Source organism: Sphingomonas sp. SP6 (genome assembly GCF_058313435.1).
Genome location: NZ_JBZFLG010000001.1, coordinates 251,048 through 262,409, shown reverse-complemented (window position 1 = coordinate 262,409; position 11,362 = coordinate 251,048). Strand labels below are relative to the sequence as shown.

The window sequence follows — 11,362 nt, the reverse complement described above, 5'->3', positions numbered from 1 at the left end:
CGGTCAAGACCTCGCCTCCCGCGCCCGGCGAAGGATCAGATAAAGCGCGCCGGCGCCGCCGTGACGCGGATGCGCGCCTCGTATCGCCGCGATATGCGCCGCGTGCCGCGATGCCGCGATCCAATCGCCGACGGCCGCGCGGATCGCCCCGCGCGCATGCGGACGCTCGCTCTCGGGACGCGGCGGGCGGCCGGTGACGAGCAGCACGACCCGGTCCCCCCGGGCGATCGCCCGATCGAGCGCCGCGTCGAGCAGGTCGTGCGCCGAGTGGAGCGTGTGACCATGCAGGTCGACCGTCACGTCGGGAGACACCATCCCGCGCGCCAACCGCTTGTCCCAGCCGCCGTCGAGAGTGGCGGACGGCGGCGCGAGCGTCGAAGGCTTCGGCCCGAAAGCAGACGCGGTGCGGCGGCCGCCGACGCCGGCACGCAGCAGATCGGCGAATTCGGTCTGGGGCGGGACGGGCGAGGACCGGATCGCCGGAACGACGCTTGGAGAGGTGACGGCAGCACGCTGGGCTCTGGCGGGTTGGGAGCGAACAGGCTTGCGGACGGCCGCAGGGGCGGTCGCGGGCGTAGGTGCGCGGAGCGGTCGGACGCTCTCCATCACGCGCTTCCACAGCGCGGCCTCGTCAGGGAAGAGGTTGCGCGCCACCGACCCGGCCCCCGCCCGCCTGGAATCGCGCCAGCGTGCCGACCGGCAGCAGGACGAATGCCGTACCCCGCGCGCTCATCCCCCCGGCGATCGCCTCGGCCTCCTCGCCTGCGCCCCAGAAGGTGTCGAAGCGGTTCGGGCCCTTGATCGCGCCGCCGGTGTCCTGCGCGATCCAGACGCCGTTCGCGTCGGCGCGGTCCATCGACAGCAGCACGGGCGCGCCGAGCGGCACGAACTTCACGTCGGCGGCGACCGTCGTCCCGTCCGCGACGGGAATGCCGAGCGCGCCGAGCGGCGGCCCGGACAGCTCGCGGAAAAACACGAAGCTCTTGTTCTCGCGCATGATCGCCCGGCCTTCATCCGGGTGCGCGTGGAGCCAGGCGACGATCCCCTGCATGTTCGCCTGTCCGGGCGCGAGCAGCCCGCGCGCCTTCATCAGCGCGCCGATCCCGGTATAGTCGCGCCCGTTCTGCGTGTCGTAGCCGATGCGGAGCACATCGCCGTCGGGCAGCCGGACGAGCCCCGATCCCTGGACCTGGAGGAAGAACAAGGCGACGGGGTCGGCCGCCCAGGCGAGCACCCGCGCACGCCCGTCGAGCGCCCCGCCCTCGATCGCCGTGCGGTCGTAATACGGGACGAAGCTGGTTCCCTGGACGCGGCCCCTGATCTTTCGACCCTTGAGCGAGTCCGAGAACAGCCCGAGGTCGACATCGACCAGATCGGTGGGACGCGCATAGATCGGCGTGTCATAACCCCTGCGACGCTCGCGCGCGCCGGCGATCTCGGGAACGTAATAGCCGGTCGCGAAGGCGCGGCCGTCGCCGATCTGCACCGCCTCGAAGCTCGTCCGGAAGAAAGCGGGCGCGTCGCGGTCGCCGGTCGCCGCGGCGGCGTCGCACGCCGCGCGCCAATCCGCGCCGCGGGTCAGCCCGGAGGTATCGACGCGGCGGATCAGCGAGGGGCAGGACGCGCGGAACGCGGCGAGCGCGCGGGCGGCATTGGCCGGATCGATCCGCAGCGTCCCGGCCTGCGGCGCCGGGCTCAGCGGCGTCTGCGCCCCGGTCGGCCCGGGCGGGACGGCCGCCACCGGCACGGGAGCGATCGGCGTCGCCGGGGTCGGCTGGCGAACCGGCAAGCGTGGTCCGGGGCGATACGGCTGGGCTACCTCGCCGATCCGGGTCGGCGACGACGGGGCGACGCCGCCCACGCAGGCGGACAGCGCCAGCGCGCCCGCCAGCGCCGCGGCCCGCATCGCCCGCATCACGCCTCGTCGGTGTCCGCGAGCTTCCAATTGGGATCGCCGCTGCGGAGCGTGCGTGCGAACGTCCACACGTCGTTCGTCACCACCGCATCGTCGGTGGAGCCGGCGATCGCCTGGCCGTCGGCATCGCGGGTCACCGCCGCGATGTCCGCGTCGAAGCGGACCATGATCCGCGCCTCACGACCGGACAACGTGGCATCCACCACTTTCGCGCGCTCGATCGAGACCAGTCGATTGTCCAGCGTGTGTCCCGCCTCCTCGCGCGCCCGAATCGCATCGTCGAAGGAGGCGAAGACCTCGCCGGTCACCAACTCACGCAGCGCCTCGCGGTCGCCGCGCCAGAACGCCTCGAGCACCATCCGGTAGGCGGCCTGTGCGCCTTCCAGGAACTGCGACACGTCGAAACCCGGCTCGGCGGCGATGATACCGCGCATCCCACCTTCAGCCCCGGTGTCGATCACCCGCGGCGCCGCCTCGCGGACCTCGGGCGTGGCGTCGACCGTGCGCGACGGCGGCTTGACGCCAAGCCGCTCCTCCGCCGGGCGCGGCAGCGGCTGTTCGTGCCCCGTGCGCTTGCCGAGGACCGTGTAGAGCCTCAGCGCCAGGAACGCGGCCACCATCATGAGCAGGATTGCGTAGAACACCGTTCCTCCGATCGGGGCGAACGCATTATATAGGCCAAGGTTGCCCCATTTCCAACCGCCCGCCCGCGTTGAACTCGCGCGCCGCCGCTGCTACGCGCCCCGCGACCAGCTGGCGGGCGACCCGCCGCCTCTCTCGCAGGACACTCTTCGATGACCGATTTCGGCGGACCCCAGAACGATCCGGTGGGGAATGGTGCAGACACCCTCCCCGCGGTCGGCATGATCTCGCAATATGTGAAGGATCTGTCGTTCGAGAATCCGAACGCGCCGGCAATCTACCAGAACGAGCAGCCGCCCGAGATCGCGGTCCAGTTCGACATCGCGGCCAACCAGGTCGGGGACGAGATCCACGAGGTCACGTTGAAGGTCGAGGTGCGCGCCGAGGCCAATGGCCAGGTCGCGTTCATCGTCGAACTGTCGTTCGCCGGTCTATTCGGGCTGCGCAACGTCCCCGCCGATGCGCTGCAGCCCTTTCTGCTGGGCGAGGCCCCCCGCCTCCTGTTCCCGTTCGCGCGCCGCGTCGTCGCCGACGCGATCCGCGACGGCGGCTTCCCGCCGCTGATGCTCGATCCGATCGACTTCAACCTGCTCTATCACCAGCAGGCGGCGCAGCAAGCGGGTGGCGCGCTGCCGGGCCAGTTCGGGCACGCTTGAGGCCCGTCGGCGGGCCGATCGGATGAATCTCACCCGCGCCCTCGGCTCGGTCGGAGGGCTGACGCTCGCCAGCCGGGTGCTGGGCCTGGTCCGCGATTCGCTGTTCGCGCGCTTCGTCGGCGCGGGCTTCGCGTCCGACGCTTTCCTGATCGCCTTCCGCCTGCCCAATCTGTTCCGCGCGTTGTTCGCGGAAGGGGCGTTCTCGGCGGCGTTCATCCCGATGTTCAACCGCAAGGTCGCCGATCCGGACGGTAAGGGTCTGCCCGACGGCGTGTCGTTCGCGACCGACGCGCTCTCGGTGCTGCTCCCGGTCCTGGTCGTGATGACCGCCTTGGTCGAGCTGGCGGCCTGGCCCGTGACCTGGCTCCTCACCTTCGGCTACAATGGCGCGAGCCCCGATCGGTTCGCCGATATCGTCGAGCTCTGCCGGCTGACCTTCCCCTATCTGCTCCTCATCAGCCTCGTCTCGCTGCTCGGTGGCATCCTCAACTCGCTCGGACGCTTCTGGGTTGCCGCCGCCGCGCCGATCCTCCTGAACCTGACGCTGATCGCGGCGCTGCTGTTCCTCCACACCGCCCAGCCGCTCGCGACTGCGCGGACGCAGGCGATCGCGGTGACCGTCTCGGGCGCGCTCCAGCTGCTGTGGCTGTGGTGGGCGTGCCGCCGCGCCGGCGTGTCGCTGCCGCTGCGCCGGCCGCGGCTGTCACCGGACGTGAAGCGGCTGATGTCGCTCATCTGGCCCGCCGCCGCGGGCGCGGGCGCGGTGCAGATCAATCTCGTCGTCTCGACCGCGCTCGCCGCCTCGCTGCTCGCGCACGGCTCGGTCACCTACATCTACATGGCGGACCGGGTGAACCAGCTCCCCCTCGGCCTCGTCGGCATCGGGCTCGGCACGGTCCTCCTCCCCACCATCTCGCGCCAGCTCGGCCGTGGCGAGGAGGCGGCGGCGATGGGGACGCAAAACAGGGGCATGGAGCTGGCACTGTTCCTCACCCTGCCCGCGACCGTCGCGCTGATCGTCGCCGGGCTGCCGATCGTCTCGGCGCTGTTCCAGCACGGCCATTACACCCCCGCGGACGGCGTCGCGACGGCGCAGGCGCTCGCCGCCTTCTCAGTCGGGCTGCCGAGCTACATCCTCGTGAAGGTCCTGACCCCCGGCTATTATGCGCGCTCGGACACCCGCACGCCCGTGCGCTACGCCACGATCTCGATGGCGGTGAACCTCGTCCTCAACCTCGCGCTGATCGTGCCCTTGCAGCACATGGGCCCTCCGCTCGCGACCGCGATCGCCTCGACCGTCAACGTGGCGCTCCTCTATCGGACGCTGGTCAAGCGCGGGCAGTTCGTCCCCGACGCGCAGCTCCGCCGCCGCGCGCCGCGCTTGGTGATCGCGTCGCTGCTCATGGGCGTCGCGCTGTATTTCGCGAGCGACCTGTTCCGTCCATATGTGACCGGGCCGAGCCTCACCCGCTGGGTCGCGCTTGCCATGCTGGTCGCAGGCGGCGGGCTCGTCTATGCGGCGGCGGTGTTCGCGACCGGGGCGCTGCGCCCGCGCGACCTCCGCCAGCTCCTCCGTTCCCGCTAAGGAAATCCATGCGCGTCGTCTCCGGCATTAAGCCCACCGGCAATCTCCACCTCGGCAATTATCTCGGCGCGGTGAAGCAGTGGGTGGCGATGCAGGACGCGGTGCAGGCGCAGGGCGGCGAGACGATGTACTTCATCGCCGACCTCCACGGCCTGACCGAGTTCATCGCCCCCGTCGAGCTCCGCACTAACACGATCGAGATGACCGCGACCCTGGTCGCCGCCGGGATCGACCCCGCGCGTTCGATCCTCTGGAACCAGACCCGCGTCCCCGCGCACAGCGAGCTCGCCTGGCTGCTCAACAACGTCGCCCGCGTCGGCTGGCTCAACCGCATGACTCAGTTCAAGGACAAGGCGGGGAAGAACCGCGAGGGCGCGTCGGTCGGCCTCTACGACTATCCCGTGCTGATGGCCGCCGACGTTCTGCTCTACAACGCCACCCATGTCCCGGTCGGCGAGGACCAGAAGCAGCATCTGGAGCTGGCCCGCGATATCGCTGCCAAGTTCAACCTGGACTATGCGGTCGAGCTGTTCACCCAGCCCGAACCGCTCGTCAGCCAAGCCGCGCCGCGGATCATGTCCTTGCGCGATGCGGCGGCGAAGATGTCCAAGTCGAACCCGTCGGAACAATCGGTCGTCAAGCTGATCGATTCGGACGAGACGATCGCCGACAAGTTCAGGAAGGCCAAGACCGACCCCGAGGTCCTCCCGGCGACGCTCGACGAGCTAGCGGGCCGGGCCGAGGCGCGGAACCTCGTGACCATCTTCGCGGCGCTCGCCGATCGCGAGGCGCAGGATGTGCTGACCGACTATGCCGGCAAGGGCTTCGGCCAGTTCAAGCCCGCGCTCGCCGATCTCGCCGTCGCCAAACTCGCGCCGATCCGCGACGAAATGGTGCGGCTGCTGGCGGATCCCACCGCGATTGAGGCGATCCTGGCGGACGGCGCGGACAAGGCGCGGACGCTGGCGGCGCCGCTGCTGGCGAAGGCGCAGTCGGCGATGGGGCTGGCCGCCTGACTTTCGCTGCGGCGAGGAACAAGGCCGGGGTTGCCAGCGAAAAGCCGACCTTTGTCTATGCGGCACTGCAATCGACGTCGTCTCTACGATACGCTCATTCTCGACGGTGCGGTGGCTCTCGTCGCCAGAGGTAAGGTCCTAACTACGGAGGCCCATAGCAACGCCCCAGCGTGTGCGTGTTGATGATGGCATCGTACCGTGCCCTATCCCCCCAATTCTCCCATCAGCACCCGCACTGCCGCATCCACCTCGCGGTCGGTGTCGCGCAGCTCCTCGATCCGTCGCACCGCGTGGATCACCGTCGAATGGTCGCGGCCGCCGAACTTGCGGCCGATCTCGGGCAGCGAGCGCGTCGTCAGCCGCTTGGCAAGGTACATCGCGATCTGCCGCGGCCGCGCGATCGCGCGCGCGCGGCGGGCGGAGATCAGGTCGAGCGGCTTCATGTCGAAATGCTCGCAGACGCGCTTCTGGATCTCGTCGATCGTGACCCGCCGCACCGCCCCGCGGAGCGTGTCGCCCAGCGTTGCCACCGCGAAATCGAGGTCGACGCCCACGCCGGTCAGCTGCGCATAGGCGATCACCCGGTTGAGCGCACCTTCCAGCTCACGCACGCTCGCCGTGATGCGGGTGGCGAGTAGCGTCAGCACGTCCTCGGGCACCTCCGCGCCAAGGTCGGCGACCTTCCGGTCGAGGATCGCGCGGCGCAGCGCCGGCTCCGGCGCCCGGATGTCCGCGATCAGTCCGGAGGTCATCCGTCCGGTGATCCGCGGATCGATGCCGTCGAGCGCTTGCGGGCAGCGGTCCGCGGCGATCACCAGCCGCTTGCCCGCAGCCATCACCTCGTTGACGGTGTGGAAGAACTCCTCCTGGGTCGCGTCCTTGCCGGCGATGAACTGGAGGTCGTCGATCAGCAGCAGGTCGCACCCGCGCAGGCGCGCCTTGAACGCGAAGGTGTCGCGCGCGCGCATCGCCTGGACGAAGTCGAACATGAAGCGCTCGGCCGACATCACCAGCACGCGGGCCTCGGGCGAATGCGCCAGAAAGGCGTGGGCGATCGCGTGGCACAGGTGGGTCTTGCCGTTCCCTGTCCCGCCGTGGAGGTAGAGCGGGCTGAACCGCACCGGCCCGCCGTCGGCCAGCGCGCGCGCGGCGTTGAACGCGACCCGGTTGGAGGCGTCGACCACGAAGCGATTGAAGGTGAAGCGGGGGTCGAGCGCGGGGCGTTCGGCGGGGGCGGTCTGCTCGGCGGGCGCCGCCGCGCGTGGGGCCGCCGCGATCACCGCGACGTCATTGGCCGCGCGGGTCTCGATCGAGACGCTGCGGACGCCCGGCAGCACCTGACGGAACTCGAGGAGCAGCCGGTCGGCGTAATGATTGCGGACCCAGTTGGTCATGAACGCCGACGGCAGCGTCAGCCGGACGGCGGTGTCGTCCCCGCCTTCGGCCAGCTCCATCGGCTTCAGCCATTGGTCGAACAGACGGACGCCGGCCGATTCGCGCAAATTCCTACGCACCCGCCCCCATGCGCTGACGACCACGCTCGCTTCGTTCCGGTCCGCCTGCGACTGCACCACGCAACACCTCTCCCGTCGTCGAAGCGCCCCCGCCCCGACGTCCTGATTTCCGACTCACAGTCCCCCCGTGGCGGCGCGATGGCCGCAGCGGACCCGACGATGTTCAAGTGGGCGCACCGGCGATCACCGACGCGACACGCAGGGTGTACGAACACCGGCGGGAGTCGATCAAGGCCCGGATCGTGACGTTTCTGTGAATCTTCCCGCTTGACTCGGATTCATGCGCAGAAATCCGTCGAAAATCTTACAAAGCATTGTTTTTATGAGAGGAACACAGCTCAGAGCCGGTTCGGGCCCAGACGAATCGTGGATGGACCTAGACTTGCCTGGCGGCTCCGGGTCGAGCGTACGCGGGCATGAAAAAAGCCCGCCGGACTCGGTCCGGCGGGCCACGATCGGTGACGGCCGTTCGGGGTCAGGCGAGCGCCGACACCCGCTTGGTCAGGCGCGAATATTTCCGGCTCGCGGTGTTCTTGTGGAGCACGCCGCGCGCGACGCCGCGCTGCAATTCGGGCTGCACCGCCGCCAGCGCCTCGGTCGCCGTGGCCTTGTCACCCGAGTCCAACGCCGACTCGACCTTCTTGATGAAGGTGCGGATGCGGCCGAGACGGTTGCCGTTGATCTCGGCCCGACGCTCGTTCCGACGGATCCGCTTCTTGGCCTGCGGCGTGTTCGCCATGATATTCCCTTGATCTCGCGACGATGAAAAAAGGGCGCGCAGGCGCCCTTGTGAAGCGAGGTCCCTAGCGAAAGAGCCGCGTCGCGTCAACTCCGCTGGCAGGTCGGGCACCAGAAGGTCGAGCGCCCGCCGTCGGCCCGCCGCCGGACCATGCCCCCGCAGCCGCACGGCTCACCCTCGCGGCCGTAGACCTTGAACTGCTTGGAGAAATAGCCGAGTTCCCCCGACGGATGCGCGAAATCGCGCAGAGTCGATCCGCCCGCCGCGATCGCCTCCTCCAGCACGCGCCGGATCGCCGCGACCAGCCGGGTGAGGCGGGCGCGCGAGATCTGCCCCCCTTGCCGCCCCGGCGCGATCCGCGCCTCGTACAGCGCCTCGCACACGTAGATGTTGCCGAGTCCCGCGACGATCCGCTGATCGAGCAGCAGCGCCTTGATCGGCGCGGTGCGCCCGTCGAGCGCCTTCGCCAGGCTGGCGGCGGTCAGCGCGTCGCTCAGCGGCTCGGGGCCGAGCGCCGCGAACGGCGGATAGGCGGTGAGCGACGCCGTCGGCCACAGATCCACCGAGCCGAACCGCCGCGCGTCGTTGAGCGCGAGCCTGTGCCCCGCTCCGGTCTCGATCACGAGATGGTCGTGCTTGCCGATCTCCTCGGGATCGACGCGCCACCGCCCGCTCATCCCCAGATGGAAGATCATCGTGTCGCCGCGATCGGTCTCGATCAGACCGTATTTTGCCCGGCGACCGAGCGCGACCACCGCCGCCCCGGTCAGCCGCTGGCGCAGATCGGGCGGGAAGGCGCGGCGCAGGTCGCCCCGGCGCGTGTCGACGCGCGCGATCCGCTGCCCCGCCAGAACGGGGCGCAGGCCCCGCACGGTGGTTTCGACTTCGGGAAGCTCGGGCACGCGCCCCAGCTAGGTTGCGTTTGCCCGCCCCACAACCGCCCGCTAGAGCGCGCGCCATGAGCAATGCTGCGAGCGATACCGTTTCCTTCGGCTATCAGGACGTCGACCCTGCCGAGAAGACCGCGCGGGTCGGCGGCGTGTTCAAGAGCGTCGCTCCCAAATACGATCTGATGAACGACGCCATGTCGGCGGGGATGCACCGGCTGTGGAAGGATCGCTTCGTGCGCCGGGTCCAGCCGCGCGCCGGCGAGCAGGTCCTCGACATGGCCGGCGGCACCGGCGACGTCGCCTTCCGCCTCGCGGCGGCGGGCGCGAGCGTGACCGTTGCCGACATCAACCCGGCGATGCTCGAGGTCGGGATGGGCCGCGCGCAGAAGCGCGGAATTACCGGGCTCGTCTGGTCGGAGGCGAACGCCGAAACCCTCACCTTCCCCCACCGCTTCTTCGACGCCTATACGATCGCCTTCGGCATCCGGAACGTCACCGACATCCCGGCGGCGCTGCGCGAGGCGCACCGGGTGCTCAAGCGCGGCGGGCGCTTCTTCTGCCTGGAGTTCTCGACGACGCTCTGGCCCGGCTTCGCCGAGGTGTACGACGCTTATTCGCACAAGGTCGTGCCCCGGATCGGGCAGGCGCTGGCGGGTGACGCCGACAGCTATCGCTATCTCATCGAGTCGATCCGGCGTTTTCCCGACATGCCCACGTTCGAGGGGATGATCGGAGAGGCAGGATTCGTGCGCACGGCCGTCGAGCCGATCATGGGCGGGCTGGTCGCGATCCATTCGGGCTGGAAGATCTGACGCATTGACCCGCCCCGCCGTCCACCTCTGGCGGCTCCTGAAATGGGGTCGCATCCTCGCGCGTCACGGGGCGCTTCGCGGGATCGAGCGCGATCCGAACACCCCGCCGCCGGTCCGCCGCCTGGCGCGGATCGCGCGCTTCGGCGCGCGCGTGCCGAAGACACCGCGCTACGCCGATGCGCTCCAGGCGATCGGCCCGGCGGCGATCAAGCTCGGCCAGACGCTCGCGACCCGGCCCGACATCATCGGCGACGACGCCGCGCACGACCTCGTCCGCCTCCAGGACGCGCTCCCGCCGGTGCCGTTCGCCGCGATCTGCGAGCAGATGACCGCCAGCCTCGGGCGGCCCCCGTCAGAGGTCTTCGCCAGCATCGAGGAGGCGCCGATCGGCGCCGCCTCGATCGCGCAGGTCCACCGCGCGGTCACCACCGAGGGCCGCACGGTCGCGGTCAAGGTGCTGCGTCCCGGCGTGATCGAGGAGTTCGCGCGCGCGATCGACACCTACGAATGGGCGGCCGCCCAGCTGGAGGCGATGGGCGGCGAGCTCGCGCGGCTCCGCCCCCGGCTCGTCATCGCCACCTTCCGCCGCTGGACCGCGCGCGAGCTCGACCTGCGGCGCGAGGCGGCATCGGCGTCCGAGCTCAAGGAGGCGATGGAGGCGGAGCCCGGCTTCCACGTCCCCGCGATCGACTGGCAGCGGACCTCGGGCCGCGTGCTCACGCTCGAATGGATCGACGGGATCAAGCTCGGCGATCGCGAGGCGTTGCGCGCCGCCGGCTACGACCTGCCGACGCTCGGCCGCACCTTGGTCCACGCCTTTCTCCGGCAGACGATCGTCGACGGTTTCTTCCACGCCGACCTCCACCAGGGCAATCTGTTCGCGATTCCGGGCGCCAACGGGCAGGGGCGCATCGCCGCGATCGACTTCGGGATCATGGGCCGGATCGATGCGCGCGCCAAACGCTGGCTCGCCGAGATCCTCTACGGCCTGATCACCGGCAACTACCGCCGCGTCGCCGAGATCCACTTCGAGGCGGGCTACGTCCCCGCGCACCACAATGTCGCCGAGTTCGCGACCGCGCTGCGGGCGGTGGGCGAGCCGACGCGGGGCCTGCCCGTCAAGGACATGTCGATCGGGCTGATGCTCGATTCGCTGTTCTCGATCACGCGCGATTTCGAGATGCAGACCCAGCCGCACCTGCTGCTGCTCCAGAAATCGATGGTGATGGTCGAGGGCGTGGCGACCTCGCTCGATCCGGACATCAACCTCTGGGACACCGCGCGCCCGGTGGTCGAGGACTGGATCAGGACCGAGCTGGGGCCGGAGGCGGCGATCGCCGACCGGCTGGTCAAGGACCTGCGTACGCTCGTCGGCCTGCCCGATCTCGTTCGGCGGATCGAGGAGCGCTTTCCCGCCCCCGGCGGTGCGCCTCCCACCCCGCCGCTCAAGGAGATCGAGCTGGTCCGGATCGGCGGCGGCTGGCGCTATGCGGTCATCTCCGCGATCTCGGCGGCAGCAGGCGTGGCGGTCACCTGGGGGCTGCTCCACTGAGCGCGCGGACGACGCTGTGGCTCGCCGAGCCGTCGCGCTTC

At 70.1% G+C, this 11,362-nt stretch carries 11 protein-coding genes; 5 read left to right on the top strand and 6 right to left on the bottom strand.

The features are described from left to right. Positions 1 to 3: 3 nt before the first annotated feature. Genes AC4GYY_RS01200 through AC4GYY_RS01190 form a run of 3 tightly spaced genes read right to left on the bottom strand, consistent with a single transcriptional unit; the run spans position 4 to position 2,559 of the window. Entirely contained in the window at positions 4 to 606 is a 603-nt protein-coding gene (locus AC4GYY_RS01200) for a Smr/MutS family protein (RefSeq protein WP_491119265.1), read from the bottom strand. A gap of 25 nt (positions 607 to 631) precedes the next feature. Continuing rightward, positions 632 to 1,915 carry a murein transglycosylase A gene (mltA, locus tag AC4GYY_RS01195; RefSeq protein ID WP_491118021.1) on the bottom strand — a complete coding sequence of 428 codons (1,284 nt, stop codon included), beginning with the start codon at positions 1,913 to 1,915 and terminating at the stop codon, positions 632 to 634. After that, positions 1,915 to 2,559: a Tim44/TimA family putative adaptor protein gene (locus AC4GYY_RS01190; protein WP_491118019.1), complete on the bottom strand. Its 645-nt coding sequence runs from the start codon at positions 2,557 to 2,559 to the stop codon at positions 1,915 to 1,917. Before AC4GYY_RS01190 ends, mltA begins: the two co-directional genes overlap by 1 nt. A 150-nt stretch (positions 2,560 to 2,709) precedes the next feature. Between AC4GYY_RS01190 and secB the strand changes: the two genes are divergently transcribed. Genes secB through trpS form a run of 3 tightly spaced genes read left to right on the top strand, consistent with a single transcriptional unit; the run spans position 2,710 to position 5,814 of the window. Then, positions 2,710 to 3,213, top strand: coding sequence for a protein-export chaperone SecB (gene secB / locus AC4GYY_RS01185; RefSeq protein WP_491118017.1), 504 nt, complete (start codon positions 2,710 to 2,712; stop codon positions 3,211 to 3,213). Between the two features lie 22 nt (positions 3,214 to 3,235). Beyond that, the gene (gene murJ, locus AC4GYY_RS01180; protein WP_491118015.1) at positions 3,236 to 4,798 is read left to right on the top strand and encodes a murein biosynthesis integral membrane protein MurJ; all 1,563 of its coding nucleotides are present in this window, start codon (positions 3,236 to 3,238) and stop codon (positions 4,796 to 4,798) included. An 8-nt stretch (positions 4,799 to 4,806) separates the two neighbouring features. Next, complete coding sequence (trpS, locus tag AC4GYY_RS01175) at positions 4,807 to 5,814, top strand: tryptophan--tRNA ligase (RefSeq protein WP_491118014.1); 1,008 nt, start codon at positions 4,807 to 4,809, stop codon at positions 5,812 to 5,814. 203 nt (positions 5,815 to 6,017) lie between these two features. Here trpS and dnaA read toward each other — a convergent pair whose 3' ends face one another. The 3 genes from dnaA to mutM form a co-directional block, all read right to left on the bottom strand. Continuing rightward, entirely contained in the window at positions 6,018 to 7,328 is a 1,311-nt protein-coding gene (dnaA, locus tag AC4GYY_RS01170; protein ID WP_491118012.1) for a chromosomal replication initiator protein DnaA, read from the bottom strand. Between the two features lie 475 nt (positions 7,329 to 7,803). Then, complete coding sequence (gene rpsT / locus AC4GYY_RS01165) at positions 7,804 to 8,067, bottom strand: 30S ribosomal protein S20 (RefSeq protein WP_491118010.1); 264 nt, start codon at positions 8,065 to 8,067, stop codon at positions 7,804 to 7,806. Between the two features lie 86 nt (positions 8,068 to 8,153). Then, positions 8,154 to 8,969 (bottom strand): bifunctional DNA-formamidopyrimidine glycosylase/DNA-(apurinic or apyrimidinic site) lyase, encoded by an 816-nt coding sequence (gene mutM, locus AC4GYY_RS01160; protein WP_491118008.1) that lies wholly within the window; start codon positions 8,967 to 8,969, stop codon positions 8,154 to 8,156. 56 nt (positions 8,970 to 9,025) lie between these two features. Between mutM and AC4GYY_RS01155 the strand changes: the two genes are divergently transcribed. Both AC4GYY_RS01155 and ubiB read left to right on the top strand, forming a co-directional pair. Next, complete coding sequence (locus AC4GYY_RS01155; protein ID WP_491118006.1) at positions 9,026 to 9,769, top strand: class I SAM-dependent methyltransferase; 744 nt, start codon at positions 9,026 to 9,028, stop codon at positions 9,767 to 9,769. A 4-nt stretch (positions 9,770 to 9,773) separates the two neighbouring features. Further along, positions 9,774 to 11,321, top strand: a complete 1,548-nt coding sequence (ubiB, locus tag AC4GYY_RS01150) for a 2-polyprenylphenol 6-hydroxylase (RefSeq protein ID WP_491118004.1) — start codon at positions 9,774 to 9,776, stop codon at positions 11,319 to 11,321. Positions 11,322 to 11,362: the final 41 nt, after the last annotated feature.

What these genes read in the sequence shown, in the direction of transcription:
- AC4GYY_RS01155 (WP_491118006.1), top strand. Translation starts at nt 9,026, where the DNA reads ATGAGCAATGCTGCGAGCGATACCGTTTCCTTCGGCTATCAGGACGTC.
- murJ (WP_491118015.1), top strand. Translation starts at nt 3,236, where the DNA reads ATGAATCTCACCCGCGCCCTCGGCTCGGTCGGAGGGCTGACGCTCGCC.
- mltA (WP_491118021.1), bottom strand. Translation starts at nt 1,915, where the DNA reads ATGCGGGCGATGCGGGCCGCGGCGCTGGCGGGCGCGCTGGCGCTGTCC.
- secB (WP_491118017.1), top strand. Translation starts at nt 2,710, where the DNA reads ATGACCGATTTCGGCGGACCCCAGAACGATCCGGTGGGGAATGGTGCA.
- AC4GYY_RS01200 (WP_491119265.1), bottom strand. Translation starts at nt 606, where the DNA reads ATGGAGAGCGTCCGACCGCTCCGCGCACCTACGCCCGCGACCGCCCCT.
- rpsT (WP_491118010.1), bottom strand. Translation starts at nt 8,067, where the DNA reads ATGGCGAACACGCCGCAGGCCAAGAAGCGGATCCGTCGGAACGAGCGT.
- trpS (WP_491118014.1), top strand. Translation starts at nt 4,807, where the DNA reads ATGCGCGTCGTCTCCGGCATTAAGCCCACCGGCAATCTCCACCTCGGC.